Here is a 25355-nt window from a genome sequence, read left to right as displayed (position 1 = left end):
AAATGAAAAACGCCCCACATCGAAATCGAGTAGGGCGTTATACGATGTATCAGCTCTTAGTGCTTGTCAGTTGCGCCTTCTGCGCCAATACCTGTCATAGAGCGAATAAACTGTGGCAAGAATTTAGCGCGCTCTTCTGCTGCTTGCTTGCTGGTATCCAAGACTGAAACCAACCAGATCGTGATGAACGCGAGTGTCATCGAGAAGATTGTTGGGTTTTTGTACGGGAACCATTCGCTGCCTTTTTCGTGGCCAAGTACTTCAACCCAAACAGATGGGCCGAGGATAATCAGTGCCAGTGCGCTGATTAAGCCGACAAAGCCACCGATGACTGCACCGCGAGTCGTCAGGCCTTTCCAGAACATCGACAAGAACAACACTGGGAAGTTGGCCGAGGCCGCAATCGAGAATGCTAAGCCAACCATGAACGCGATATTTTGCTTTTCAAAGGCAATCCCTAAGAACATCGCCAATACACCGAGCGCGATGGTCGTCATTTTAGATACACGGATTTCATCGGCTTCATTGGCTTTGCCTTTCTTGATGACTGAGGCGTAAATGTCATGCGATACCGCAGAAGCACCCGACAAGGTCAAGCCCGCCACTACCGCCAGAATCGTTGCAAACGCAACCGCAGAGATAAAGCCAAGGAAGAGGTCTCCACCGACGGCATCTGACAAGTGAATCGCTGCCATATTCGAGCCACCAATGAGCGCACCAGAAACCTCTTTGAATTTCATCCCCGCTTCGCCCGATAACAGCACGATTGCGCCAAAGCCAATGATGAAGGTCAAGATGTAGAAGTAGCCGATGAAACCGGTAGCAAAGAACACTGATTTACGAGCTTCTTTGGCATTTGAAACAGTGAAGAAACGCATCAAGATGTGTGGCAAACCTGCTGTACCAAACATCAAAGCCATACCGAGTGAAATTGCATCGATAGGATTTGAAACCAAGCCGCCCGGTGCCATGATGTTGGCTTTAGCAGCAGCAACGGCAGCTTTTGATGCAGCAGCAGCGCTAGCAACCGCAGCGGATGCATTGGGTGCATTGCTAGAAACGGCAGCTGCGGCAGCTTCAGCAGCAACGTTTGCTTTCAGTGCCAAAGCTTCAGCGCCAGCATGTTTTACAGCAACTGCTTGTTGGAACAGCGTTTCAAAGCTAAAGCCAACATGTTTCATCACCATAAAGGCCATAAAGGTTGCGCCAGATAACAGCAAAATGGCTTTAATGATTTGTACCCAAGTTGTCGCCAACATGCCGCCGAAGGTCACATACATAATCATCAAAATACCCACCAAGATGACCGCGTAGGTGTAATCCATGCCAAATAACACTTGAATCAATTTACCCGCGCCGACCATTTGGGCGATCAAGTACAGTGCCACGACCACCAAAGTGCCCGTTGCCGCAAAAATGCGCACTGGAGTTTGTGCGAGGCGGTAAGATGCCACGTCAGCAAAGGTGTATTTACCCAAGTTACGTAGGCGCTCAGCGATTAGGAAAGTAATTAAAGGCCAGCCGACCAAAAAGCCGATCGAGTAAATCAGACCGTCGTAACCCACACCAAACACCATTGCGGAGATACCGAGGAACGAAGCGGCCGACATATAGTCACCCGCAATCGCTAAGCCGTTTTGAAAGCCGCTAATCCCGCCGCCTGCCGCGTAGAAGTCTTTTGCTGATTTAGTACGGCGAGCTGCCCAGTAAGTAATGCCTAGGGTAAATGCCACAAAAATCAAAAACATCACAATAGCTGGGATGTTGAGATCGTGGCGTTTTTCGACAGCGCCTTCGATAGCACCTGCTGCCCACGTTGGCAAACTGGTGGCCAGCATCAGGCTGGTGATGGAGAGGCGTTGTAAAGTGGATTTAATCATTTTTTAGCATCCTCAACGACTTCGCGTGTGAGTTGGTCAAATTCAGTATTGGCGCGGCGCACATAAATACCGGTAATCACAAATACAGACAAAATAATCATGATGCCGATGGGGATGCCAATCGTGGTGACGCCACCAGAGAGTGATTGACCAAGGGTTGCGGGTGAGAATGCAATCACCAAGATAAAACCGTAATAAATCACCAGCATTACAATCGACAATAACCAAGACAGACCGGATTTTTTCCGAACCAGCTCTTGGAATTTGGGATTTTGCTGAATGCGTTCAATCGTATGATCTTGCATGTCTTGCCTCCTCATATAATTCGATAGTCAAACCCAGTTGGGTGTTCTGGCGTTAATCTATGTGAAAGCTTGTGGTTTAGGCTAATTGCATTTTTTGATGTTCTGAATCAGTTCGACTTATGTTGTATTGCATAAAGCTTACTTTTTTGTGTGTAATCAAGGTTTGTGGACTACATTTTTGTTTTTGTTGATTCCCTTAAGCGCATGGAATGAGGGATAATCCCAGTATGGAAATCTATCAATTACGTACATTTGTGACTGTGGCGCAACAAGGGCACTTGACTCAAGCTGCTGAATTGTTGCACTTATCTCAGCCCGCCGTGACCGCGCAGATTAAAGCGCTGGAAGAGGAATTCGGCGTTTCGTTGTTTGAGCGCTACTCAGGGGGGGTACAGCTGACCGAGGCAGGCAAGCTGATTTTGCCCGATGCCGAGCAGATCTTGGGGCAGGCGCGTAGCTTGTTGTATCGCGCCAAGGCCTTACAGAATCAGCCCAAGGGCAAGGTGAGGATTGGTACCATTGGCGTGCCGGCGCGGCTTAAGCTCGGCCCGTGGTTGTCTTTGCTACGCGAAAGTTATCCATTGCTGACTGTGCAGACGACGCATGGTATTTCGGTGGGGATTTTGAACGAAGTGCGTAAAAAGATCCTTGATGGTGGCTTTTACCTTGGACGCAACCCCTACCAAAACGTCAGTACCGTTCCGTTGCGTGAAATCGGCTTTTGCGTGGCTTTGCCGCCCTCGATGGCTCCAGAGTTGATTAATGCTGATTGGAAAACGCTGGGTGCTGCGCCGTGGCTAGGCTTGTCGCAATACACCAGTTTGTCCGATATTTCGCAAGAGCTGTGGCGCAGTCAAAATATCGCCCCGAAGTTGGTGGGTGAGTTTGATGAAGAGGCGACACTGCTGGAGTTGATTAAATCAGGGATGGGGATTGCGATTTTGGCTGAGCGTACTGCGCATCGCTATGCCGCTGATGGTTCTATTGTGTTGTGGCGCAATGGTGAAGTGGCGATAAGTGCTTTGCTGCAGTTTATTTATTCCAGCGACCGCGAGCATGATCCAATGTTGGCGATGCTCACGAAGACATTGCGGGCAACGTGGGGCTTGGAAGTGCCGCACGATAGTTAGCATGTACTTGAGTATTTGACGCTAGGCATTGCTTTACAATGCCTGCGTGAATATACATATCGACAGGCAAACAAAAACCCCACTCCGAGGAATGGGGTTCGAGTATGGAGTCACTGCACTGAATTACTTCAGCTTAGTTTCCTTGTAGATCACGTGTTTACGAACAACGGGATCGAACTTCTTGATTTCCATCTTTTCTGGCATGGTACGTTTGTTTTTGGTCGTTGTGTAAAAATGACCTGTACCAGCAGAAGATTCTAGCTTGATTTTATCACGCATGATTGAGTTTCCTTAGCTTACAGTTCGCCGCGCGCGCGCAGATCTGCCAAAACCACATCGATGCCATTCTTGTCGATGGTGCGCAGAGCTGCGGTAGAAACGCGCAAGCGGATAAAGCAGTTTTCGCTCTCAACCCAGAACCGGCGGGATTGCAGGTTTGGTAGGAAGCGACGTTTAGTTTTGTTATTGGCGTGGGAAACATTATTCCCTGTCATCGGGCCTTTGCCGGTGACTACACATACTCGTGCCATGATTCTGTCCTGACGTTCGGAACTGGAAAAGTCCACGTTTATATCACAAAGCGCAGATTGAGTTCAAGTCCGTTGATAAAAAACTTCAGACTTTAGTCTCTGAAGTGACTGATTTACAACATCTTGCATTCTAGAAAATGCTCAGGCGACATTATTCACTGATTGGCGGCGCAAGTACAGTCCGGTTGCCATTTGTTTCCATAGAAGAGACTAATCCGGACTGTTCCATCTGCTCGATTAGACGAGCGGCACGGTTATAACCGATGCGTAACTGCCTTTGTACCGATGAAATGGATGCTTTGCGGGTTTTGAGTACAAAGGCCACGGCTTCATCGTAGAGCGCATCCGCTTCGCCACCTTCTGCGCTGCCGCCCGTGCCACCCGCTGCCGCTTCGGCTTCAAAGCCGCCATTGAGGATGCCATCGATGTAATTGGGCTCGCCCAGTGACTTGAGGTAGTCAACGACGTGATGGACTTCATCATCAGCGACAAACGCGCCGTGAATCCGTTGTGGATAGCCCGAACCTGGCGGTAAAAATAACATATCGCCTTGGCCTAATAATGCTTCTGCGCCCATTTGATCCAGAATCGTGCGGCTGTCGATTTTGCTGGAAACCTGAAAAGCTAGGCGAGTTGGGATATTAGCTTTAATCAGACCAGTAATCACGTCAACTGAGGGGCGCTGAGTAGCTAGAATTAAATGAATCCCTGCCGCTCGGGCTTTTTGTGCCAGACGGGCAATTAGCTCTTCAATTTTCTTACCAGCGACCATCATCAAATCAGCAAATTCATCGACCACGACGACAATAAACGGCAAATGCTCTAAGCGTTCAGGATCATCGGGGGTCAGGCTAAATGGATTAGTAATGTGTTTGCCGGCTTTTTCAGCATCTTTGATTTTTTGGTTGTAACCCGCCAGATTACGCACACCCATGGCACTCAATAGACGGTAGCGTTTCTCCATTTCCGCCACGCACCAGTTCAATGCATTGGCGGCCAATTTCATATCGGTGACCACTGGCGCTAGCAAATGCGGAATGCCTTCGTAAATCGAGAGTTCCAGCATTTTTGGGTCAATCATGATGAAGCGAACTTCGTCGGGCGTGGCTTTGTAAACCAAAGACAAAATCATTGCGTTCACGCCGACGGATTTGCCCGAGCCTGTCGTACCAGCCACCAGCATATGCGGCGCTTTACCTAAATCGGTCACAATGGGCTTACCGGTAATGTCTTTGCCGAGTGCCATCGTGAGTCGGCTATTGGATGCATACCATGCTTCACTACTGAGAATTTCTGAGAGGCGAATCATTTGCCGCGTTGGGTTAGGTAACTCCAAACCCATATAGGTTTTGCCCGGGATCGTTTCAACGACGCGGATGGAGACCAATCCCAATGCACGTGCCAGATCCTTCATCAGGTTGACGATTTGCGAGCCTTTTACACCGACCGCAGGTTCGATTTCATAGCGGGTAATGACAGGGCCTGGATAGGCCGCGACGATTTTGACTTCGACATTGAAATCCGCCAATTTACGCTCGATCAGACGTGAGGTGAATTCGAGCGTTTCTTTAGTGATAGTTTCCTGTGAGGCAACCGCAGGCGCTAACAGTGCGAGCGCGGGTAAAGAATTATCTGAGCTTGGTGATGCGGTGGCGCGCTTAGCCGGTGTTGGGGGAAGATCTTCTTCGGCAAACAATAAAGGCTGAGCAGCTTGTTTGGCCGCGTGTTCTTGCAGTTTTTCTTGTTCTTTTTTCTCTCGTTCAATGCGCTTTTCAACTTGACGGGCAACTGGCGCATCAAGGTTTGCAGTTTCAATAATGAGCGGCTCTTTGCCCGCTTGTTTTTGTTTAGCGGCAATCACATGCTCATCACGCGCTTTTTTAGTTTCTCGCCCGATACGACGGTCTTTGGCCGCTTGTATCGCATTGATGGTGCTGAAGTAGGCAGCTTCGATGAGCGTGCCGATGTTTTCCATCACATTGAGCCAAGATAAACCCGTGAACAGCGAAATACCTAAGCAAAATGTGGTGATCAAAATAAGCGTTGCGCCGCTAAAGCCAAAGCTAAGCGTCATCCAAGTGCCAAGTGCTAATCCGAACATGCCACCCGGTACGTAGGGCAGAGGAGCGCTGAGCGAGTGCATGCGCAGTGCTTCAAAGGCGCTACTGGAAAAAACGATCAGCGCAAAACCAAGGCAGGCTAAAAACACCACAGGGCGTGGCGATTCGGCAACGCGGTCAATTCGGCGGTAGCCCCATAAAATGGCAGCAAATAAAAAGACCGTCCACCACCAAGCTGAAAAGCCAAAGAGATAAAGTAAAACATCTGCAACCCATGCCCCAACGCTGCCGCCTCGGTTATAGACCGTTGCTTCGGTGGCGCTGTGCGACCAACCCGGATCAGCTTGGTTGTAGGTCGATAGCACCAACACCAAATAAGCCAAGACCACGACCAAGATCAGCCACCACGATTCGCGCAGTAAATTGGCCAAGCCGGGGGGTAAAGCGGCACGGGTTGAAACATTGGCGACATTTTTTTTACGAAATAAGGGCATTGTGGATATCTGAAGACGAGAAGCTTTCGCGATTATAACGGCAAGCCTGCTGAATGTTTGGTAAATGAATTGGTTTGTGGGCTGAATTAATCAATTTAATCAAGAAATCGATTTTGCCATTTGAGGTATTGCTGATGTGCGCTGGCGCAGAAGGCTGCTTTATCCGCAAAATTCTTTGGGTCCATGGGATCAAAGACATGATAGTGAACCACTGAATTTGGGCTGGTGAGTATTGTCCAGAGCTTTTGGATTAAATTTTCCTTATTCGTCCACTCAAATATCTCTTGCGCTTCATGATGCAAAAATACGGGAACGATCGGCGTATCGGTCGCGATTGACACTGCAAACGCGCCAAATAAAAAACGTTCGGCAATGCGTCGTCCCTTGCAGCCGCCCTCAGGGTAAAGCGCGATACAATCACCCGCCGTAACAGCGGAAATCAGTTCAGCTTGTGCCGCTAGTCGTGACGCTTTGTTTTCACGATGCACAAAGAGCGTTCCGGCCACAGATGCAATTTTTCCGACTAGAAACCAGTCTTTGACCTCAATTTTTGCCAAGCTACGCACCGGAAAAAGTGAAGGAATGCCAATGTCTTCGAGGGCGGAAGGATGATTTGCAATCAGGATGTAGTGTTTGGGTAGTGGTTGCTGATGATGTTGGTGCAGGCGTATGGACACGCCTAAGGCCATGACAAAACAACGGCACCATAAATGAAATAGCTTAGGATAAAAATGCGCGAGAGCTGCGCGTGGCAGCAGGGCAAGCAAGAGCATGATCAGCGTGAAGACTGCCAAATCAAGTAATGCAATGCCACGAATAAAGCAGCGAATTAGCCAGAGCATCGTTAGTGCCTCAATGCCTCATGAATCGGCGATGCTTTGACTATAGATTGAATTGCTTGAATTTGCTGTAGTACTGGTGCTATGGGTATATCTATCTAGCCATTAATTAATAGCTCTTAGATAGATATACATGGCTAGTGGTGTAGGAACCCAGCCAGTTTATTTTCGAGTAAACGCGGATTTTCACCGTTGGCGATCGTCACTAAACCCTCCGCGACCATTTCTCTGCGACGGACTTCGAGCAAAATGTAATGTTTGAGTTTGTTGGCAATCGGAAGAAAAAACATATTGGCTGCGCCGACACCGTAAATGGTCGCCACAAACGCGACCGCAATCCCCGCGCCGAGTTTCGAGGGATCAGTCAGATTTTCCATGACGTGAATCAAGCCCAGCACGGCGCCCAAGATACCAAAGGTCGGTGAGTAGCCACCTGCTGCGTCCCAAATTTTAGCGGCAGCGCGTGCTTGGTCTTCGTAGGCGTCGATATCGAGTTCCATGGCTCGGCGGATAGTTTCAGGCTCTGCACCATCAACAACCATTTGTAGACCGCGTTTAACGAACGGATCTTTTTCACTATTTAAAAAGGCTTCTAAAGCTAATAAACCACCTCGTCGAGCTTGGGTCGACCAATTCATCAAGGTAGTGAGTAATTTTCTGAAGTCCATCGTTGGGGGGATGAAAATCCACTTGAGCATTTTCAGGCCAGCAACAAAATGCCGTGTTTGCGTTTGCAGCATGACCGCCCCTACGGTGCCGCCCATAACAATCAAAAACGCCGTAAATTGGATCAGCGAATTGATGTGGCCGCCTTCTAGCCACTGCCCGAGCACAATGGCGATAATTCCTAGAATGACGCCAAAAACACTGATTTTATCCATTAGCCCAGCCAATCCTTTAATTTGCCACGTAGGCGTGCAATCGCCTGACTATGCAGTTGGCAAACCCGTGATTCAGAGACGCCCAGTACCGCGCCGATTTCTTTTAAATTCAGTTCTTCATCGTAATACAGCGCCATCAGCAGCTTTTCGCGTTCAGGTAGTAGATCAATGCCTGCAATCAGTTGAGAGCGGAAACGATCGTCGGAAAACACTTCCGCAGGATTGGCGCTGCTGTCTGCTGCGTATTGATCAAGTTGGTCGTTTTCGCCGTCTTGTTCAAAGTCTTCGTAATGCAATAATTGATGACCACGCGCATCGCCGAGCATTTCTTGATATTCGGCTAGTGGGAGATTCATTTTTTCGGCGACTTCACCTTCTGATGGCGCTCGGCTCAGCGTTTGTTCGAGCTGGACGACGGTACGTTCAATCTCGCGCATATTGCGCCGCGCTTGACGTGGTAGCCAGTCGGCATTGCGCAGTTCATCAAGCATTGAACCGCGGATCCGTTGGCTGGCAAAGGTTTCAAACTGCACGCCTGCGTCAGGGTCAAAATTGCGCGCCGCTTCCATCAGACCAATCAATCCAACCTGAATTAAGTCATCGACATCAACACTTGCAGGTAGCTTGCTAATCATGTGGTAAGCGATTTTGCGTACCAAAGGCGCGTGTTTTTCCACGCGATCATCTTCGCTGCTATTTTGCGTATTGCGATAAAGTGAGAGTGCGCGATGAGCTGACATGAATTTGAATTAAGTAATACCGTCTTTAAGTGTAGCTCACTACTGGGGCTTTGCACCAAGCAGTGAAGCTTCTAATTGCAATAAAATGGCATTTAAGGCGCGGTTAAAGCCGATAACGGCCTGTTCTGGGCTGGCATCGACAATGGCTTCGCTGCTGCTCAGTAAAAATACCTTGGGCGTTGCTTGATTGTCGTTGGATAAAGCATAGCGGATTTCCAGGGTGATAGTTGGTTTGGCTGGCGTACTGACATCAATATAAAAGTTAATGAGCTCACCTTCGAGTTTCCATGGTGCTGCTAGCGTACTGCCTTGCGGCAAGACTGCGCTAAACAAACCGCTGCGCGATAATCGCTCTCGAGTTTGCATGCTAATTTGCTGTGCGGGTGGCGCTAAAAAGCCGTTATGTGGATCAAGCACAAAGCGTTGTGCGCTTTCTCGATAGATTAGCGATTGCGTGTTGTAAGGGCGACTAGCACGCAGATCGCTCACTTGCAAAACGCCAAAGGAAGGCGCGCTGGCAACTTTGTTTTCAGTGCGCTCGGCGCTGAGTAGAAAGTCTTGCCGTTTAACCGGGGTGGCGCTGCAGCCGAACAATAAGCTGCAAAACAATAAAACACTGAGATAAATTTTCATGGTTTTGGTGGAATATATGCTGGTACAGGTTGTGAGAAGAAAAGTCGGCTTGGTTGTTGCTCGACTTGTTCCAATATGGATTTGAGGCTAGCGCTGCTGCTATTTAGATTTTCGATGAGCTGGCCAACCTCAGACTCTTGGCTTGCGGTGAGGCGGTCAAGGCGCTGAGTGACTCTATCGATACGTTGTACTGCGCTGGCGATAGCAGGGTCACCCATGATCTTGCGTGCGTCTTGCGCGGCTTGCGCAAAATCAGCAGGGGCGCTGGTCCAGCCCGGTTGAGTGAGTACGTTTTGCAAGGTTTGGTTTGTTTGGCGTGCTTCAATCAATAAATTGGTCGCTTCATCAGCCATCTTTTTGACTGGAACATGGCTCATATTGCCCAGAACCGTATCCATTTTTTGCGTGATGCTGAGGAGGGGGAGTGGCGCAATTTTTTGTTCTGCGGTGGTCAGCAGCAGGTCCAGTCGAGTTAGCGTTCGTTCTAGATCTAGTTTTTTCAATTTCTCCATCAAGTCTTGCGCACCATTCACAAATTGGCCAACGGTGCTGGGGGCGGATGGAATGTATAGATTGTCGGGTGTCCAACTAAAAGGCAGCTGACGACTTTGTGGGGTGAGGTAGTCAATCTCGAGGTAGCTGGTACCGGTTAGACCTTGTGGCGCAATTTTGACGCGCAAGCCTTTGGCAACTTCAACATCAAGTGACTCTTGGCTTGGATTGGCGAGCCCCTTGTTGACAAACATATCGCTTGAAAGCCGTGTTTCAACCAATACATATTGCAAGCGTTGTGCGCGCGGCAAGCCTTGCTCGTAACGCGCATAAGTAAAGGTAATCGCACTAACTTCACCAACGACGACTCCGCGATAGCGCACTTTAGAGCCAATATCGAGGCCTTGCACCGATTCATCAAAATAGGTTTCGAGCAGAAATGTTTTGTTAAACCATTTTCCGCTACCCAGCCCAATCATTAAGACTGCGCCGAGTAAAATGGCCGCTAAGATAAACAAGCCTAAGCGAAAGTTGGATTTTTGTTCCATGGTTTAGTTTAATCCTAGCATCGTGTGCTTCGTGATAACTCGTAATGCATTCAAATGGCGGGAGCTGAAATCATATTCTGTATGAATGATATCGATAAGATCAATCATTACTCCGCGCTTTTTAGTGGTAATTTGCCGCGATTAAAAAAACCACTCACGCGGGCATCATCTGATTTTGCGAGCGCTTTGGGTGTGTCAATCGCGATAATACTTTGGACTGTTTTATCGAGCATAATTGCCCGATCTGCAATTGCGTTGATGCTGGCCAATTCATGAGTCACCACGACAAAGGTAACGTGCTGGGTTTCAGCAATGCGGCGGATTAGTTCATCCAGTTCGGCTGACGTAATGGGGTCGAGTCCGGCCGATGGCTCGTCTAAAAACAAAATCTCGGGGTCGAGCGCCATCGCTCGTGCAATCGCTGCTCTTTTTTGCATGCCGCCTGATAGCTCGGCGGGGGCATAATCGGCAAATGCTTCTAGCCCGACAAGGCGCAATTTAAGTCTTGCCAAGGTATCAATGGCTTGCGCATCGAGCCGGCTAAAGCTTTCGAGTGGTAGCGCCACATTTTCTAAAACAGTCAATGAACCAAATAAAGCTCCTGACTGAAACATGACGCCAAAGTGGCGTAGTATTTCGTTGCGTGCATTGCCAGTTGTGCCTACTAGCTCAATACCTGCTATTTGTATGCTGCCTGATTGTGGTGAAAATAAGCCAATTAGGTGTTTGAGCAGCGTTGACTTGCCGCAGCCCGAACCCCCTAAAATGGCCACTACTTCGCCGCGTTGAATATCAAAGTTAATGTCTTTTAAAATAAGGCGCTTGCCATAACCGCAGCTTAAATCCCGAACTTGAATCAGCGCGCTCATCATTACCAGCCCATGTGGTAAGCGACCACGGCAAATAAACCATCAGCAACCACAAGGAGCACCAAGGTTTGTACGACCGCTTGCGTGGTCGCCGCCCCCACTGCGCTCGCGCCATTGCCGGTATTGAGGCCGCGCATGCAACCCACTGAGGCGACAATAAAGCCAAAAATAGCGGCTTTGGCTAAACCCGTTGAAAAGTCGACTAAATCAACCTGAGTGTTGACTTGATTCCAAAACGTACTCAACGGAATACCAAAGCCTTTCATGACCAATGCACCGCCAAATAAACCGATGGCTTCGGCAAACAAGGTTAATAGTGGCGCCATCAACACGCCGGCCATTAAGCGCGGTAAGACCAAAAACTGCATCGGGTCAAAGCCCAAAGTGACCAGTGCGTTGACTTCCTCATTCACTTTCATCGTGCCAATTTCAGCCGCAAAGGCAGCCCCCGTTCGACCTGCGAGCAAAATGGCGGTAATCAAAGGGCCTAACTCACGAACGAGAGACAGCCCGAGTAAATTAGCAACATAGAGTTCCGCGCCAAATTGCCGCATCGGAATCGCTGATTGAAAGGCAAGAATGACGCCCAATAGAATCGAAATCAAAGCCACAATCGGAACGGCATTCGCGCCGACCAGCTCGCATTGCTGCAAAAAATCTCGCCAGCGAAAGGTTTTGGGTTGCCGCAAGGTGTCGAGCATCGCTTGGGCTATCGCGCCCAAAAAGCTAATTTGGCGTTGGAATTCGCTAATCATCCCTTTTGTTTGTCGGCCCAATTGCGCGATGAGATTAACGTGTTTTTTTGGGCTACTGGTGATTAAGGGCTGCTCTGGAGTGAGCGCCGTGAGTAAACGTTTACTTTGAGCGGGTAAGTGCTCAATTTGAGCGCCGCGCTGTATTAGTTCAAACAATAGGGCGGCACCGGCACCATCGCATTGTTGAACTTCTCGGGCATCAATGCGGGTATTGGCCCATTCACTATTAGGTATTGTTGGCCAGACCTCAGGAACAGTGGCGAGCGTCAAATCACCGCTCAGACAAAATGAGTTTGGTGCTGGTTGGGCAATCAATTGCGCTTTAGTACTTGCCATGGGGAATCCGTTCAGACAATAGCTTAGATGATTCGATTAGGCGGTATATGATGCTAGCCATTGTTCCGTTTGACTGGCGAGGTGGTACCCACCTTAACATGGCATCCGCTAATTGGCGTATTGCGGCGCTGGCTTCGGCATCGGGAAAGGCTTCCAGCACGGGGCGGCCGAGTCGGGTGGCGCGGTTGAGCCATTCATCCTCAGGCACGTAGCCGATGAGTTTGAGTTGAATGTCATCCCCTAAATATTGCTGCGCCACTTCACGAACGCGTTCAAACAAAGTCATCGCTTCACCTAGGCTAGCGACTCGATTGACCAAAACCCGAAAATCACGGCGCGCATATTCAGTGGCTAGTTGCTTGATGCAGGCATAGGCATCGGTCAGCGACTCCGCGCGATTGGATAAGACAATCACAACATCATCGGCCGCCAGCGAGAGGCTGGGTACGCTTTGCGACATCGCAGGGCGAGTATCGAGCAGCAGGTAGTCGAGTTGCTCAGTCAGTTGTTCAAACTCTGCCGCAAGCCAACGTTGTTCGCCTTCGTTTAGATTGGCGAGCAAATGAGGTTGGGCGGCAATCGGTAAAATGCCAAAGCCATATTGACTCTCGATCAAGGTATCAAACAGAGTGACTTCACGGCGCAATACATGTTCAAGCTCAAAGCCTGCAGCCAAATGTAGTCGATGCGGGATGTTGTGTAGGCCCGTAAACTCATCAAGTACAACGACTTGACGTTCACGCTCCGCGAGCGCGGCGGCTAAATTAATGACCAGCGTGGTGGTGCCGGCATCGCCACGACCGCCTGACAAGCTGATCGTGCGGCAGGTGGGCGTTGAAACCAGTTGCCGCAAGCCCGCCGCTTGATCAGGCCAGCGTTTAGGCACAAAGCAACCCTTGTCGTTTGAAATAAAATGAGGTGATATTCATCGCGAATGGGTGGAGAGGGTGAAGTCGGTCGGTGTATCTTGCGTGCTCATAAATAGTGGGTACTCATCTTTTTGCAGATGAAATACGCTGTTTTCTTGTGGATTACGAAACGCGCGATCGATCAGGTAAGCTAAATTGGCGCGATGCAGATCTTCTGGTACGCGCTGACCGTTGGTGACAAAGTGCAGCGGCAGTCGATGGCGAATCGCGACATCAAGGCAACCGCCAAGCGCCATGGTTTCATCGAGCTTAGACAAAATGCAGCCGACTAGATGATTGTTTTTATAACGTCTTGCTACGTCATCCAGGGTTCCCGCTTGCGCATTTGCCGATAGCAATAGCACCGTGCCTACATTGTCTTGACCAAACATCGCGAGTTGCTCGCCAATTCGTTGATCGCGTTGCCCCATCCCGACGGTATCGATCAAAACTAGGTGCCGATCACTCAATTCACCTAAGGTGAGCTGCAAATCGGTTTCGTCTTTCACATCGTGAACGGGTACGCCCAAAATACGGCCATAAATCCGTAACTGGTCGTGTGCACCAATCCGGTAGCTATCGGTGGTGAGGAGTGCGACCGATTGCGGGCCGTAGGCCAGTGCGCAGCGCGCAGCCAATTTGGCAACTGTGGTCGTTTTGCCGACGCCAGTCGGGCCAATCAGCGCGTATATACCACCGCGTTCAACGATATCGTCTTTCGCGCTGACCGAAGGCAGGTTGTGAGTTAGTGCCGCTTTGACCCATTTCATCCCTGTATCAAGGCTCATGCCGTTGGGCATTTTGTCTATCAGTTGACGGGATAAAGCGGCACAAAAACCTGCACTGAGTAGTTGGCGCAGCACTTCCAATTTCTCTGGCGCATGCTTTGAGAGTTCACCCCAAGCCATGCCTGCCATTTGGCTTTCCAACAAGCCACGCAGCATGCGAATTTCGCGGGCAATATCTTGCATCGCTTCCTGATCTACCGGCGGTGCTACGGGCTTGACGACTTCATCTTCAAAGCTAAATGTCGGTAGTGGTTTTTCTGCAACAGCTGGGCGGCGCGGCGGCGGAGTTGGGCGTGCGGCAGGTTCTTTACGTGGCTCCTCAATCGGGTCGGGTCGACTGATGTAATCAGTGAACGTGACTTCTGGGCGCACGGGCACTGCAGCGGGTTTGGCTTGCCGATTGCTGCGTAAAACCGATGGAATCTCGTAGGGTACGTCGTCTATCGTCGGCTCTTGCTCATCATCAGGAATGGCATACGAGCGTGCTAATGCTTTGCTAATGGTTGGGGCCGCTGGTGCTTGTTGTTGCGCTGAACTCATCAGGCGAGCGCCATTTTGCGCTGCGCGCGTCGCTGGCTTGGGCGGCGCAGCAACGGTTTGGATGTTGGTTAGCGCTGCGACATCCGCATCGGCCACTGCCATGATCTCGATGCCGCCGCCGGCAACTTGCCGATTTGACAGGATCAGCGCATCCGGCCCCAGTTCATCACGAACTTGGCGCAGTGCTTCACGGGTGGTGGCTCCGAAGAATTTTTTAACGAGCATATGATGAAATAATGATCACAGCGTTTCCGTACATAAGTGCATTAAGCAAGTACGCCCCAAGTTTCTGTTCATGCAATAAACGGCGATTATCACTGTTCCTGCCCTTCTACACAATTTTATGCCATTTTTAAGATTCGTCACCTTGCTAAAAGGCGCAAGCAAGGCCGTTCGATTTTAGGCTCCGAGCACATTAATAATTCGCAACGTCTTGCTATCGGGAATCTCGGTATGCGCAATAACGCGCAATCCAGGGATTGAACGGCGTAAAAAGCGCGATAACATCGGGCGTAATTGCACTGGTGTGATTAAAACGGGGTTAATCCCCTGCATTTCTAATTGTTCAGTCAATGCTGCTGCTTGTTGCAGCAAACGTTCTGCTAAACCAGGTTCTAATCCGCCTTGAGATTTTCCGCTGGCGGCTGAGAGTAAAATGCTTTCTAGTTGTGGTTCTAAAGCGACAACTTGCAGCTCGTTTTCACCAGGGAATAGTTGATGCACAATCGAGCGGCCAAGTGCCACGCGAACGGCAGAGGTCAGTTCATCGATATCGGTAGTACGCACAATATGCTCGGCCAAGGTCTCAATAATGGTTCGTAGATCGCGAATATTCAGGCCGTCTTCGAGCAGGGCTTGCAAGATTTTTTGTAGCGTACCAATCGGCACCACTTTGGGCACTAACTCTTCGATCAGTTTTGGCGAGTCTTTACCGAAGTGATCAATCAGCGCTTGAACTTCTTCGCGACCCAGTAGTTCGGCAGCATTTGATTGCAGAATATTGGAAATGTGAGTGCCCACGACGGTTGAGGCGTCGACCACGGTATAGCCCATCGCCTGCGCTTGGTCACGCATGCTACCGTCCACCCAGGTGGCGGGTAGGCCAAATGTTGGGTCGGTCGTGGCCGTTCCCGGTAGTGTACCTGCTGCGTTGCCAGGGTTGATTGCCAGCCATTGACCCACAAAAGCTTCGCCTGCGCCAACATCAACCCCTTTGAGTTGAATTCGATACTGATTGGGTTTGAGTTCAAGATTGTCGCGGATATGTACAGCAGGCACTAAAAAGCCCAAATCCTGCGCGATCTTTTTACGGATGCCACGGATACGGCGCAGTAATTCACCATCTTGATTGCGATCGACCAGCGGAATCAGGCGATAACCGACTTCGAGCCCAACTGGATCAACGGGTTGTACATCGTTCCAACTGACTTCTTGTAGCGGCGCATCAGCGGGGGGCGCAGGCGTCGCGCCAGCCGCGGTGCCACTACCTATTGCACCTCCGCCCCCACTTGTTGTTGGCCTAAGGAGGTTTTGCTCGGCAAACCACGCTAAGCCGCCTGCAATCGCGGCCATCAATAAAAAGGCAAAGTGTGGCATGCCAGGAATAATGCCCAGTACAGCTAGTACGCCAGCGGTGACATACATCACCTGTGGGCGTGAAAAAAGCTGACCAAGAATTTGTTCCGATAAATCCTGATCGGTCCCTACACGAGATACAACAATACCTGCGGCCACAGAAATAATTAGCGCTGGCACTTGTGCGACGAGTCCGTCACCAATCGTAAGTAAGGTGTATGTTTCTGCGGCGGCGGAGAATTGCATATTGTGTTGCAACATGCCAACGAGCATCCCACCGATTAAGTTGATGACCATGACCAGAATGCCGGCAATGGCATCACCACGAACGAATTTACTCGCACCATCCATCGAACCGAAAAAGTTCGCTTCGTCGGAAATCTGCGCGCGGCGCGTACGGGCTTCATCTTCACCAATGAGGCCTGCATTCAAGTCTGCGTCAATCGCCATTTGCTTGCCGGGCATCGCGTCCAAAGTGAAGCGTGCCGAAACCTCGGCAATCCGACCGGCACCCTTGGTGATCACGACAAAGTTGATGATGGTTAGAATAATAAAGGCGACGATACCAACAGCGATATTGTCGCCAATTAGTACGTGTCCAAATGATTCGATCACTTTACCTGCGGCATCGCCACCAGCATGGCCTTCTGTGAGAACCAGTTTGGTTGAGGCGACATTGAGCGAGAGTCGCAACAAGGTAGTCATTAGTAGAACCGTTGGAAAACTCGAGAATTCCAATGGCTTGTGCGTGTAAAGGCTGACCATTAAAACAATAATGGAAAGCGCAATATTAAAAGTGAAGAAAAAATCGAGGGCCAACGGCGGTAGCGGCAGAATCATCATGCCGAGAACCATCAGCACCAAGGCAGGCATGGCGAGGGTGGTGAGCTTGTTACGCCACATAGTGGACGCCTTGGTGATGTATCTTGTTGAACATTTTATTTATCAATGGTTATAGTCATATACCCTTTGCGGGTGATTCGGGGTCGAGTTCAGCAGGGACGGGTAGATCAGTATTGAGGGTCGGCTCAAGCCCACCTTCTTTGCGATATTGATCCAGTTGGTAAATGTAGGCGAGCACCTCTGCTGCCGCAGTATACAACGCAGCAGGGATTTCTTCGCCCAATTGGGCATGGTGATACAGCGCACGCGCAAAGGGTGGCGTGCGTACAACGGTCACTTTATGTTCTTTGGCTAAGTCAATAATGCGTTCTGCCAGCAAAAACGAACCTTTGGCAACGATTTTTGGCGCTCGCATTTCCTCATCGTATCGAATTGCTACGGCATAGTGCGTTGGGTTGGTCACCACCACATTGGCTTTAGGAATCTCAGCCATCATCCGTTTGCGTGCGGCTTCGCGTTGGAGTTGGCGGATCCTACCTTTGACGTGAGGGTCACCTTCAGATTCTTTGTTTTCTTGCCGCACATCCTCTTTAGTCATGCGCAAGCCTTTGTAGTAATCCCATAATTGATACGGAACGTCGATCAGAACAATCACCGCCATGCCGCTGACAGTCATCAATAGCGTGTACTTCATCATTTGCCACAGCATTAAAAAACCGCTGTCAGGCGGCATGCTAATGAGGCTGATAAATTGCTCTTTTTCATCCCATAAAATCCAGCCCGCTACGCCACCAATTAGGGCAGATTTTAAGACCGTTTTGATGGTTTCAACGATGGTGCGGACTGAGAACATCCGGCCTATCCCTGCTGCGGGATTAAGCTTGCCAAAATTGGGGCCGAGCGCCTCCATACTAAAAACCCAACCGCCTATTAAAATAGGGACCATGATGGCCACCAAGGCGACTGCAGCAAAGACCGGAAGTAGGGCGATTAGAGCGGCCCCTAGCGCCTGCACGAGAGATTCTTGCATTAACTGGGTACTGACTAAATCGCTACGGCTAAAAGTAAAACTTTTGACCATGATTTCTTTCATTGCCGCATAGATATCTGGCGCAAGTACGAAAACCGCGATTAATCCCGCCATCAAGCTAGCGAATGTAGTGAGTTCGTGCGAACGAGGTACCTGCCCTTTTTTACGCGCATCTTCAATGCGCTTGGGGGAGGCCGGTTCGGTTTTTTCGAGATCTGAATCTTCTGCCATAACGAAAGCTTAACACGGCGCATTCTAGCGCTGGCACTGTCTTTGCTTATCTTGTTGCAAAGTCTATTTTTTCGGGTGCAATCATGGCAATGTCTCCAACAACTCCGGTACAGATTCAAGCCCCTGCGGCTAAGTCGATTGAGCCTCGGCCAAATCGTGAACGTGTGGGGCGCGATGATGATTTTGGTCGTGAATTTAAACGCGAGCTGAGTCGAGACCGGACTGAAGAGGCTCGTACCGACCCTGCGGCCAAACCCGTTGCATCGGAAAAAACAGCCACAAACGAGGGGACCGCTCAAGTTGCCGACAACGCTGAAGAGGTTCAGGCTGCTACAGTAGACCCATGGTTGGCCATGTTACAAGGCGTGGCCAATGGGAAAGTGACTACAGAACTAGCGCCAGACTCTGCGCAGCTAGCGAGTCAATTGAGTGAGGGTAATCAGAATCAACAAAGTGACGAGGCCTTGGTTTTGGCTGATGCTGGCAATGCCTTGCCGACATTTAATTTGGGATTGTCGCAGAACGGCCTTCAAACTAAGGCGCCAATCGGCGGGTCGGCGACTGATCCCAGTGCAGCAGTGACTGATCTAAATCAGGCTTTAAGTGACACGAGCGATGCGGCAAGCCTTGCCGCTAGTGCGGCAAAATCCATCGTTCCAGAGTTGGATTTAAAGGCGAGCGAGCCGATCTTTGCAAATGAGTTAAAAACGACGCTTGCGACAACGAGTGAGTTGCGCCCTCAATCTACGCTCAATACGGTCCAAGCTAACTCTAAGTCTGCTGAAGTACCTGTTCATCATATTGCGACCCCAGTGGGTGAGTCTCGCTGGGGGGACGCCGTGGCGCAGCGTGTGGGCTTAATGCTGGGGCGCCAAGAACAGAAAATTGAAATGCAACTTAATCCGCCCAATTTAGGCCCGATGGAAGTGCGCTTGAATCTGGCGCAAGACCAAGCCAGTGTGGTGTTTAGCTCACAAAATGCCTCCGTTCGTGAGGCCTTAGCTGCTGCCATGCCTAAGTTGACGACATTGTTGGCAGATCAGGGCTTTACCTTGACTAATGTACAAGTTGCTTCTGACTCACTACAGCAGCATCAGCAACAGCAGCATCAAAACCAGCAAGCAGCGACCGGATCGGGGTTTAATCAACAAAACTCAAATCGTAATTTAGGCGGTGTCTATGGTGCACAAGTTGGAATTGATGGAGAAAAAATGCAAGAACTCGGTCCACTACGATTGCCTGTGGCAAAAGGTGGCTTGAGTTTATTTGTCTGATTTGTTATCCATTACATCTAAACTGCTTGCTTAGTGCCTGTTTTAATGTATCTTTCGCTGTATTAGTGGCTTTTTTCGCTGTTTATGCGCAGGGCATGTCAGTTACCCCCGTAAAGAGTAGCGGTGAACATCAAATTAATTCGTAAACATGTGGTAGCAAAGGAAGTGAAATGGCAGAAGCAAAAGTAGACGCAAAAGCAGAATCTGCGCCTAAATCGAAAAAAAATATTTTGATCATTGCCGTGATTGGTTTGTTGGTTTTTATTCTTATCCTCGTGGGTGGTTTGGCATTTTTCTTATTGAAAAGCCCTGCGGAAGGGAGTGCAGATGAGGTGACTGCAGAAGCTGCAGCCCATGGTGAAGAAAAGAAAAAAGAAAAGAAAAAAGAAAAAAAAGAACCAGGTACTCCACCTGTGTTTGATAAGCTGCAAGACCAGCCCTTCACAGTTAATTTGAGTGGCGAAGCTGAGTCAGTTTTGCAGGTAGAAATCATGGTTGAGCTGGCCGATGCTGCAGATAAAGAAAAAATTAAGGCGGTGCAGCCAAAAATCTTAGATGCGGTAAATCGTTTGCTGCGGTCAAAAACGCTAGAAGAAGTGAAAACGGCCGAAGGCCAAGAAGAATTGGCGCGTCAAATACGAGAACGAATCAATCAAATACTTGAGGTTGAAGAGAAAGACGAAGGCGTATTGAGCGTTAACTTTACAAAATACTTTTATCAATAATCCGATCTCATTGAGTACCAAACTAGGTTTAGAAAGACATAATGGCTGACGATATTCTCTCCCAAGAAGAGGTCGATGCGCTGCTGCGCGGAGTGACCGGTGAAGAGGACGATGGTGAGGAAGACATCGACCCTACGGCTGTCCGCAACTATGATATTGGTCGCCAAGAGCGCATTGTGCGTGGGCGGATGCCAACGCTGGAAATTATCAATGAACGATTTGCGCGTAATTTGCGCATTGCGCTTTATAATTTTATGCGCCGCAACGCTGAGATTAGTGTGGGCCCGATTCGGGTGCAAAAGTACAGCGAGTTTATCCGTAACTTGGTTGTGCCGACCAATCTGAACATGATTCAAATGAAACCCTTGCGTGGCACGGGTTTATTTATTTTTGATCCGAATTTTGTATTTTTGGTGGTTGATAATCTCTTTGGCTCGGATGGTCGTTACCATGTTCGGGTTGAGGGGCGAGATTTTACGCCCACCGAGCAGCGGATTATCCAGCGTCTGCTTGAAGTCGTATTTGAAGAGTACGAAAAAGCATGGAAGCCGGTTTTTGAGTGTGAATTTAGTTATATGCGCTCAGAAATGAATACCCAGTTTGCCAATATCGCAACGCCCACTGAAGTCGTTGTTGCTTATACCTTTAAAATTGAATTGGGTGCAGGCGGTGGTGATTTCCACGTTTGCTTCCCATACTCGATGATCGAGCCGATTCGCGATATGTTGTATAGCTCTATGCAGACAGATCGTATTGAGTCCGATAATCGCTGGTCATCGCTCCTACGCAAGCAACTGCATCATGCGGATGTTAATTTGGTGGCGACACTGGGTAATGCCCAAATTACGCTGGGTGATATATTAAATTTAAAAACGGGCGATGTGATTTCTTTGGATATACCTGAGGCGATTATTGCTTCAGTGGATAGCGTGCCAGTATTAGAGTGTAAGTATGGTATTCTTAATGGCCAATATGCATTGAAGGTCGATAAAGTGCTTGGCTCGGCCGAGGCTTTAAATGGCGTGCAGGATGAAGAAACCCGTGGAGAATCCTAATGGCTGATGAAACGACAGCTGAAGAAAACCCAGATGATATTATGGATGATTGGGCGGCGGCTTTAGCAGAGCAAGAAGTTGCTGATGCGCCGAGCGATAATGCATCAACCGTGCAGGCTGCGGATATTTTCCAGCGTTTTGATGCGCCTAGTTCTGGTACAGCTGCGCCTAATAATATCGATATGATTCTCGATATTCCCGTTAATTTAACGGTTGAATTAGGGCGCACAAAAATTGCAATTCGTAGTTTGTTGCAACTTGCACAAGGCTCGGTGGTTGAGCTCGATGGGATGGCTGGTGAGCCTATGGATGTGCTCGTCAATGGTTGTTTGATTGCGCAGGGCGAGGTGGTGGTGGTGAACGATAAATTTGGTATTCGCCTCACTGATATTATTACTCCAGCTGAGCGCATTCGCCGCTTGCATAAATAAACCGTGCGATGATTTTAATTCGACTATTTTGCGGCAGCCTGATCGGGCTGCCGTTATCCGTTTTAGCGGCCGCAGGAAAAGTAGATACCCCTGTTGCTGGGCAGGTTTTTCAAGTGATTTTTGCGCTACTGCTGGTGCTGGGCGTGATTGTTGGTGCCGCGTGGGCGATGCGCCGATTTTCTTTGGTGCCAGGCGGCGCTAATTCACAAATGCGGGTTGTTTCTGGCGTGATGGTCGGTACGCGTGAGCGTGTCGTAATCGTTGAGGTGCGCGACACTTGGTTGGTTCTAGGGGTCACGAGTGAGCAGGTTAATCTTTTACATTCTTTAGAGAAGCCACTTGACGTGCCTGAAACGAAGCCAAATACGCCGCAGTTTGCTGAATGGCTGCAAAAAGCAATGGCTAAACGGAAAGAAATGAAATGAAAAAAATAGCCGTGGCGATGGTGTTGGGCGTGGTTTCTACATCGATATTGGCAGCGGAGCCAGCTGGTCTTCCTTTTATGTCTTCCACGCAGACCGCCGCGGGGACTGCTTATTCGCTGCCGATTCAAACGCTGTTGTTTATGACTGCGCTTGGATTTATACCTGCGATGTTGCTGATGATGACGTCGTTTACACGCATCATCATCGTGTTGTCACTGCTTCGGCAAGCGTTGGGTACGATGCAAAGCCCGCCAAATCAGGTGATTGTGGGCTTATCACTTTTTCTGACGCTCTTTATCATGGCGCCGACGTTCGACAAAATTTATGCAACGGCTTACCAGCCCTTTTCCGAACAAAAAATCACCTTTAACGAAGCGCTGGATCAAGGCGCGATTCCGTTAAAGGATTTTATGTTGAAGCAAACTCGGCAAAAAGATTTGGCTTTTTTTATTGAGGTCTCTGGCGCCAAAGCTCCAAATGGTCCAGAAGATGTTAGCTTGCGTGTCTTAGTGCCTGCATTTGTAACCAGTGAACTCAAGACGGCGTTTCAGATTGGCTTTGTGGTCATTATTCCATTTTTGATTATCGACTTGGTGATTGCGAGTATTTTGATGGCGATGGGGATGATGATGGTATCGCCCGTAATCATTTCTTTGCCATTTAAAATTATGTTATTTGTACTAGTGGATGGGTGGACGCTATTAATGGGGTCGCTGGTACAAAGTTTTTACATGACGAGTTGATGGCCTAGTCAGTGTGATGATTATTTTTTCGAGGTTGATATTTCGATGACACCAGAAACAGTCGTGACGTTGCTGCAAAGAGCCATGGAAGTAATGATCTTATTGGGTGCTCCAGTATTATTAACTGCCTTGGTAGCAGGTTTGATTGTGAGTATTTTCCAGGCTGCGACACAAATTAACGAGGCAACACTGTCGTTTATTCCAAAAATCTTGGCTTGTTTTTTGGTCTTGGTGCTGGCGCTGCCATGGTTGATTGAGACGATGATGGATTACACGATCCGCCTGTATCAAAGTATCCCGCAGTTGATCGGATGATTACGGTTACTCAAGGTCAGATTGAAATCTGGTTGGCATTATTTTGGTGGCCTTTTTTGCGTATCTTTGGCTTGCTGCTTGCTGATCCCTTTTATTCAAGCCGATCTATTCAAGTTAAAGTCCGTGTTGCCCTCGCGATTTTATTGTCTATTCTGATCGGTCCATTACTCCCTACTTTGCCAACGGTGCCTGTGGTATCCCCTGAGGGTATGCTTATCGCGCTTCGTGAGTTGATCATTGGCATATCCATGGGCTTTGTGATGCGGCTGATATTTAGCAGTGTCGAAATGGCAGGGCATTTATCCGGTTTGCAGATGGGTTTGGGATTTGCGTCGTTTTATGATCCGCAAAATGCCAGTAATAGTCTGGTGATTTCCCAGTTAATGAGTTTGTTTATGCTGTTGGCGTTCTTGTCAGTGGGGGGGCATTTGGTCGTTTTGCGAGTGCTGATTGATAGCATGGTTCAGTTGCCGCTCGGTAGTGTTCGTTTGTCTGGTGGGGGCTTTCAGTTAATCGCAAATTATGGGGCGATTATTTTCAGAACTGGGGTTTTGTTGGCCTTACCTGTATTGGCAGCACTCTTAATTACCAATTTAGCGATTGGTGTGATGACGCGTGCCGCGCCACAGCTCAATGTTTTTGCGGTGGGTTTTCCCCTAACTTTGGGGGTGGGCTTTGCGGCGATGTATTTTTCTTTGCCGATGCTGGTGCCGCATATTGATCAAGCCATTAGTAGTTATACCCGTTATATCGGGCAAATTTTAGTCGCTTTTAGTCAGAAGTAATCAACTCGATTAATAAATGCAATTCCCGACTAGTTTGCTCGGGTATTGTCCCTCGGGGTATAATCAGTCATCTTTCAACCTTATGTCAGTGAGATTCTCATGAGCGTGGCCATTGCCGATGTGCAAAACAGTGTAGATACCCGCAATATCGCCATCAATAAGGTGGGAATCAAGTCGATTCGCCATCCCGTGCAAGTTGCAGACCGTGCTGATGGCGTTCAGCATACCATTGCCACTTTTGATATGTATGTGTTTTTGCCGCAGCATTTTAAAGGCACGCATATGTCGCGGTTTGTTGAGATTTTGAATAGCCACAACAAAGAAATTTCGGTTGAATCATTTGAAACAATTTTGCGTCAAATGTGCGAACGTCTCGAGGCTGAAGCGGGTTACTTAGAGATGCGTTTCCCATTTTTCGTGAATAAAACTGCGCCAGTTTCTGGCGTGCAAAGTTTGCTTGATTATGATGTGTCGTTGATTGGTGAATTAAAAAATGGTGTGTTTACTCAAACGCTTAAAGTATTAGTGCCAGTAACGAGCTTGTGCCCATGTTCGAAAAAGATTTCTGAATATGGTGCGCACAACCAACGCTCGCACGTAACGATCAGTGCGACCTTGGGTGCGCATGTTTGGATTGAAGAGTTGGTTGAGTTGGTTGAAAAACAAGCTTCGTGTGAGTTGTATGGCTTGTTGAAACGTCCTGATGAAAAGTATGTGACTGAGCGTGCTTATGACAATCCAAAATTTGTTGAAGACATGGTTCGTGATGTTGCCGCAAGCTTGAATGACGAGCCGCGTGTAACTGCGTATGTGGTTGAATCAGAAAACTTTGAATCGATTCATAATCATTCTGCTTACGCATTGATTGAGCACGATAAACGCGCTTAAGCTAATGTGGCAGTATTCAAATATAAAAGGCTCCTAAGGGAGCCTTTTTTTGGGGTGTGTGAATGTATATTTTATTAATTGGCTATTTATTTGTCGTTGTGATGTTCGCCGCCGTTGTGGGGGCGAGCAAATGGGCACTGGGCTTGTTTTTCTTTATTGTGCTGGCCGTATTACCAACGTGGTTTATTTTTTGGCTTCAGCGTCGAGTACAAAAGAAAAAAATAGAAGTGCAGGTAGATAAAGAAAATAAATTGCCTTGATGTATTGACCGCTAGCGGTTCAATTTTAATGTCTAGCGGTCAATACC

General features: G+C 48.8%; 27 protein-coding genes. 11 read left to right on the top strand and 16 right to left on the bottom strand.

Going from position 1 to position 25355, the window contains the following annotated elements; all coding sequences use genetic code 11:
- Window positions 1–56 precede the first annotated feature (56 nt).
- Entirely contained in the window at window positions 57–1838 is a 1782-nt protein-coding gene (locus K4H28_RS11370) for a cation acetate symporter (RefSeq protein WP_255573678.1), read from the bottom strand.
- A 38-nt stretch (window positions 1839–1876) separates the two neighbouring features.
- On the bottom strand, window positions 1877–2185 hold the full coding sequence (locus K4H28_RS11365) for a DUF485 domain-containing protein (protein ID WP_221005310.1): 309 nt from the start codon (window positions 2183–2185) through the stop codon (window positions 1877–1879).
- A 227-nt stretch (window positions 2186–2412) separates the two neighbouring features.
- Here K4H28_RS11365 and K4H28_RS11360 point away from each other — a divergent pair, with 227 nt between their 5' ends.
- Entirely contained in the window at window positions 2413–3315 is a 903-nt protein-coding gene (locus K4H28_RS11360) for a LysR family transcriptional regulator (RefSeq protein WP_221005309.1), read from the top strand.
- A 123-nt stretch (window positions 3316–3438) separates the two neighbouring features.
- Here K4H28_RS11360 and rpmG read toward each other — a convergent pair whose 3' ends face one another.
- The 14 genes from rpmG to flhB form a co-directional block, all read right to left on the bottom strand.
- Window positions 3439–3594, bottom strand: a complete 156-nt coding sequence (gene rpmG / locus K4H28_RS11355; protein WP_027469283.1) for a 50S ribosomal protein L33 — start codon at window positions 3592–3594, stop codon at window positions 3439–3441.
- 17 nt (window positions 3595–3611) lie between these two features.
- The gene (gene rpmB, locus K4H28_RS11350) at window positions 3612–3845 is read right to left on the bottom strand and encodes a 50S ribosomal protein L28 (RefSeq protein ID WP_027469282.1); all 234 of its coding nucleotides are present in this window, start codon (window positions 3843–3845) and stop codon (window positions 3612–3614) included.
- A 151-nt stretch (window positions 3846–3996) separates the two neighbouring features.
- The gene (locus tag K4H28_RS11345; RefSeq protein ID WP_221005308.1) at window positions 3997–6399 is read right to left on the bottom strand and encodes a DNA translocase FtsK; all 2403 of its coding nucleotides are present in this window, start codon (window positions 6397–6399) and stop codon (window positions 3997–3999) included.
- Between the two features lie 95 nt (window positions 6400–6494).
- The gene (locus K4H28_RS11340) at window positions 6495–7241 is read right to left on the bottom strand and encodes a lysophospholipid acyltransferase family protein (RefSeq protein ID WP_221005307.1); all 747 of its coding nucleotides are present in this window, start codon (window positions 7239–7241) and stop codon (window positions 6495–6497) included.
- Between the two features lie 134 nt (window positions 7242–7375).
- Window positions 7376–8119, bottom strand: a complete 744-nt coding sequence (locus tag K4H28_RS11335) for a flagellar motor protein (protein ID WP_221005306.1) — start codon at window positions 8117–8119, stop codon at window positions 7376–7378.
- Window positions 8119–8859: an RNA polymerase sigma factor FliA gene (locus tag K4H28_RS11330; RefSeq protein ID WP_221005305.1), complete on the bottom strand. Its 741-nt coding sequence runs from the start codon at window positions 8857–8859 to the stop codon at window positions 8119–8121. The genes K4H28_RS11335 and K4H28_RS11330 overlap by 1 nt, the downstream gene beginning before the upstream one ends.
- A 39-nt stretch (window positions 8860–8898) precedes the next feature.
- Window positions 8899–9492, bottom strand: coding sequence for an ABC-type transport auxiliary lipoprotein family protein (locus tag K4H28_RS11325; RefSeq protein WP_221005304.1), 594 nt, complete (start codon window positions 9490–9492; stop codon window positions 8899–8901).
- Complete coding sequence (locus K4H28_RS11320) at window positions 9489–10532, bottom strand: MlaD family protein (protein WP_221005303.1); 1044 nt, start codon at window positions 10530–10532, stop codon at window positions 9489–9491. Before K4H28_RS11320 ends, K4H28_RS11325 begins: the two co-directional genes overlap by 4 nt.
- Window positions 10533–10639: 107 nt before the next feature.
- Window positions 10640–11404, bottom strand: a complete 765-nt coding sequence (locus K4H28_RS11315; RefSeq protein WP_221005302.1) for an ABC transporter ATP-binding protein — start codon at window positions 11402–11404, stop codon at window positions 10640–10642.
- Complete coding sequence (locus K4H28_RS11310) at window positions 11404–12492, bottom strand: ABC transporter permease (protein ID WP_221005301.1); 1089 nt, start codon at window positions 12490–12492, stop codon at window positions 11404–11406. Before K4H28_RS11310 ends, K4H28_RS11315 begins: the two co-directional genes overlap by 1 nt.
- The gene (locus K4H28_RS11305) at window positions 12479–13378 is read right to left on the bottom strand and encodes a MinD/ParA family ATP-binding protein (protein ID WP_221005300.1); all 900 of its coding nucleotides are present in this window, start codon (window positions 13376–13378) and stop codon (window positions 12479–12481) included. The genes K4H28_RS11310 and K4H28_RS11305 overlap by 14 nt, the downstream gene beginning before the upstream one ends.
- Window positions 13379–13417: 39 nt before the next feature.
- The gene (gene flhF, locus K4H28_RS11300) at window positions 13418–14953 is read right to left on the bottom strand and encodes a flagellar biosynthesis GTPase FlhF (RefSeq protein ID WP_221005299.1); all 1536 of its coding nucleotides are present in this window, start codon (window positions 14951–14953) and stop codon (window positions 13418–13420) included.
- A 174-nt stretch (window positions 14954–15127) separates the two neighbouring features.
- A complete protein-coding gene (gene flhA, locus K4H28_RS11295; RefSeq protein ID WP_221005298.1) occupies window positions 15128–17206 on the bottom strand; it encodes a flagellar biosynthesis protein FlhA in 2079 nt (692 codons plus the stop codon).
- Window positions 17207–17261: 55 nt separating this feature from the next.
- Window positions 17262–18407 (bottom strand): flagellar biosynthesis protein FlhB, encoded by a 1146-nt coding sequence (gene flhB, locus K4H28_RS11290; RefSeq protein ID WP_221005297.1) that lies wholly within the window; start codon window positions 18405–18407, stop codon window positions 17262–17264.
- Window positions 18408–18490: 83 nt separating this feature from the next.
- Here flhB and K4H28_RS11285 point away from each other — a divergent pair, with 83 nt between their 5' ends.
- From K4H28_RS11285 to K4H28_RS11240, 10 genes are all read left to right on the top strand, one after another.
- A complete protein-coding gene (locus K4H28_RS11285; RefSeq protein ID WP_221005296.1) occupies window positions 18491–19681 on the top strand; it encodes a flagellar hook-length control protein FliK in 1191 nt (396 codons plus the stop codon).
- Window positions 19682–19851: 170 nt separating this feature from the next.
- Window positions 19852–20406, top strand: a complete 555-nt coding sequence (locus K4H28_RS11280; protein WP_221005295.1) for a flagellar basal body-associated FliL family protein — start codon at window positions 19852–19854, stop codon at window positions 20404–20406.
- A gap of 41 nt (window positions 20407–20447) precedes the next feature.
- On the top strand, window positions 20448–21461 hold the full coding sequence (fliM, locus tag K4H28_RS11275; protein WP_221005294.1) for a flagellar motor switch protein FliM: 1014 nt from the start codon (window positions 20448–20450) through the stop codon (window positions 21459–21461).
- Window positions 21461–21892, top strand: a complete 432-nt coding sequence (gene fliN / locus K4H28_RS11270; RefSeq protein ID WP_221005293.1) for a flagellar motor switch protein FliN — start codon at window positions 21461–21463, stop codon at window positions 21890–21892. The genes fliM and fliN overlap by 1 nt, the downstream gene beginning before the upstream one ends.
- A gap of 8 nt (window positions 21893–21900) precedes the next feature.
- Window positions 21901–22317, top strand: a complete 417-nt coding sequence (gene fliO / locus K4H28_RS11265) for a flagellar biosynthetic protein FliO (protein ID WP_221005292.1) — start codon at window positions 21901–21903, stop codon at window positions 22315–22317.
- Entirely contained in the window at window positions 22314–23060 is a 747-nt protein-coding gene (fliP, locus tag K4H28_RS11260) for a flagellar type III secretion system pore protein FliP (RefSeq protein WP_221005291.1), read from the top strand. Before fliO ends, fliP begins: the two co-directional genes overlap by 4 nt.
- 45 nt (window positions 23061–23105) lie before the next feature.
- Window positions 23106–23375 (top strand): flagellar biosynthesis protein FliQ, encoded by a 270-nt coding sequence (gene fliQ, locus K4H28_RS11255; protein WP_221005290.1) that lies wholly within the window; start codon window positions 23106–23108, stop codon window positions 23373–23375.
- The gene (gene fliR, locus K4H28_RS11250; RefSeq protein ID WP_221005289.1) at window positions 23372–24160 is read left to right on the top strand and encodes a flagellar biosynthetic protein FliR; all 789 of its coding nucleotides are present in this window, start codon (window positions 23372–23374) and stop codon (window positions 24158–24160) included. The genes fliQ and fliR overlap by 4 nt, the downstream gene beginning before the upstream one ends.
- A gap of 99 nt (window positions 24161–24259) precedes the next feature.
- On the top strand, window positions 24260–25048 hold the full coding sequence (gene folE2, locus K4H28_RS11245) for a GTP cyclohydrolase FolE2 (protein ID WP_221005288.1): 789 nt from the start codon (window positions 24260–24262) through the stop codon (window positions 25046–25048).
- Window positions 25049–25110: 62 nt separating this feature from the next.
- Window positions 25111–25308, top strand: a complete 198-nt coding sequence (locus K4H28_RS11240; RefSeq protein ID WP_221005287.1) for a hypothetical protein — start codon at window positions 25111–25113, stop codon at window positions 25306–25308.
- The last annotated feature ends 47 nt before the right edge of the window (window positions 25309–25355 follow it).

It is taken from the genome of Deefgea tanakiae (assembly GCF_019665765.1).
GTDB classification, from domain to species: Bacteria; Pseudomonadota; Gammaproteobacteria; order Burkholderiales; family Chitinibacteraceae; genus Deefgea; species Deefgea tanakiae.
This window is presented reverse-complemented; position numbering and strand designations above follow the sequence as displayed.

Excerpts from the sequence above, each read along its gene's own strand:
- K4H28_RS11370 (WP_255573678.1), bottom strand. The coding sequence starts at position 1,838 with ATGCTGGCCACCAGTTTGCCAACGTGGGCAGCAGGTGCTATCGAAGGC.
- K4H28_RS11365 (WP_221005310.1), bottom strand. The coding sequence starts at position 2,185 with ATGCAAGATCATACGATTGAACGCATTCAGCAAAATCCCAAATTCCAA.
- K4H28_RS11360 (WP_221005309.1), top strand. The coding sequence starts at position 2,413 with ATGGAAATCTATCAATTACGTACATTTGTGACTGTGGCGCAACAAGGG.
- rpmG (WP_027469283.1), bottom strand. The coding sequence starts at position 3,594 with ATGCGTGATAAAATCAAGCTAGAATCTTCTGCTGGTACAGGTCATTTT.
- rpmB (WP_027469282.1), bottom strand. The coding sequence starts at position 3,845 with ATGGCACGAGTATGTGTAGTCACCGGCAAAGGCCCGATGACAGGGAAT.
- K4H28_RS11345 (WP_221005308.1), bottom strand. The coding sequence starts at position 6,399 with ATGCCCTTATTTCGTAAAAAAAATGTCGCCAATGTTTCAACCCGTGCC.
- K4H28_RS11340 (WP_221005307.1), bottom strand. The coding sequence starts at position 7,241 with ATGCTCTGGCTAATTCGCTGCTTTATTCGTGGCATTGCATTACTTGAT.
- K4H28_RS11335 (WP_221005306.1), bottom strand. The coding sequence starts at position 8,119 with ATGGATAAAATCAGTGTTTTTGGCGTCATTCTAGGAATTATCGCCATT.
- K4H28_RS11330 (WP_221005305.1), bottom strand. The coding sequence starts at position 8,859 with ATGTCAGCTCATCGCGCACTCTCACTTTATCGCAATACGCAAAATAGC.
- K4H28_RS11325 (WP_221005304.1), bottom strand. The coding sequence starts at position 9,492 with ATGAAAATTTATCTCAGTGTTTTATTGTTTTGCAGCTTATTGTTCGGC.
- K4H28_RS11320 (WP_221005303.1), bottom strand. The coding sequence starts at position 10,532 with ATGGAACAAAAATCCAACTTTCGCTTAGGCTTGTTTATCTTAGCGGCC.
- K4H28_RS11315 (WP_221005302.1), bottom strand. The coding sequence starts at position 11,404 with ATGATGAGCGCGCTGATTCAAGTTCGGGATTTAAGCTGCGGTTATGGC.
- K4H28_RS11310 (WP_221005301.1), bottom strand. The coding sequence starts at position 12,492 with ATGGCAAGTACTAAAGCGCAATTGATTGCCCAACCAGCACCAAACTCA.
- flhF (WP_221005299.1), bottom strand. The coding sequence starts at position 14,953 with ATGCTCGTTAAAAAATTCTTCGGAGCCACCACCCGTGAAGCACTGCGC.
- flhA (WP_221005298.1), bottom strand. The coding sequence starts at position 17,206 with ATGTGGCGTAACAAGCTCACCACCCTCGCCATGCCTGCCTTGGTGCTG.
- flhB (WP_221005297.1), bottom strand. The coding sequence starts at position 18,407 with ATGGCAGAAGATTCAGATCTCGAAAAAACCGAACCGGCCTCCCCCAAG.
- K4H28_RS11285 (WP_221005296.1), top strand. The coding sequence starts at position 18,491 with ATGGCAATGTCTCCAACAACTCCGGTACAGATTCAAGCCCCTGCGGCT.
- K4H28_RS11280 (WP_221005295.1), top strand. The coding sequence starts at position 19,852 with ATGGCAGAAGCAAAAGTAGACGCAAAAGCAGAATCTGCGCCTAAATCG.
- fliM (WP_221005294.1), top strand. The coding sequence starts at position 20,448 with ATGGCTGACGATATTCTCTCCCAAGAAGAGGTCGATGCGCTGCTGCGC.
- fliN (WP_221005293.1), top strand. The coding sequence starts at position 21,461 with ATGGCTGATGAAACGACAGCTGAAGAAAACCCAGATGATATTATGGAT.
- fliO (WP_221005292.1), top strand. The coding sequence starts at position 21,901 with ATGATTTTAATTCGACTATTTTGCGGCAGCCTGATCGGGCTGCCGTTA.
- fliP (WP_221005291.1), top strand. The coding sequence starts at position 22,314 with ATGAAAAAAATAGCCGTGGCGATGGTGTTGGGCGTGGTTTCTACATCG.
- fliQ (WP_221005290.1), top strand. The coding sequence starts at position 23,106 with ATGACACCAGAAACAGTCGTGACGTTGCTGCAAAGAGCCATGGAAGTA.
- fliR (WP_221005289.1), top strand. The coding sequence starts at position 23,372 with ATGATTACGGTTACTCAAGGTCAGATTGAAATCTGGTTGGCATTATTT.
- folE2 (WP_221005288.1), top strand. The coding sequence starts at position 24,260 with ATGAGCGTGGCCATTGCCGATGTGCAAAACAGTGTAGATACCCGCAAT.
- K4H28_RS11240 (WP_221005287.1), top strand. The coding sequence starts at position 25,111 with ATGTATATTTTATTAATTGGCTATTTATTTGTCGTTGTGATGTTCGCC.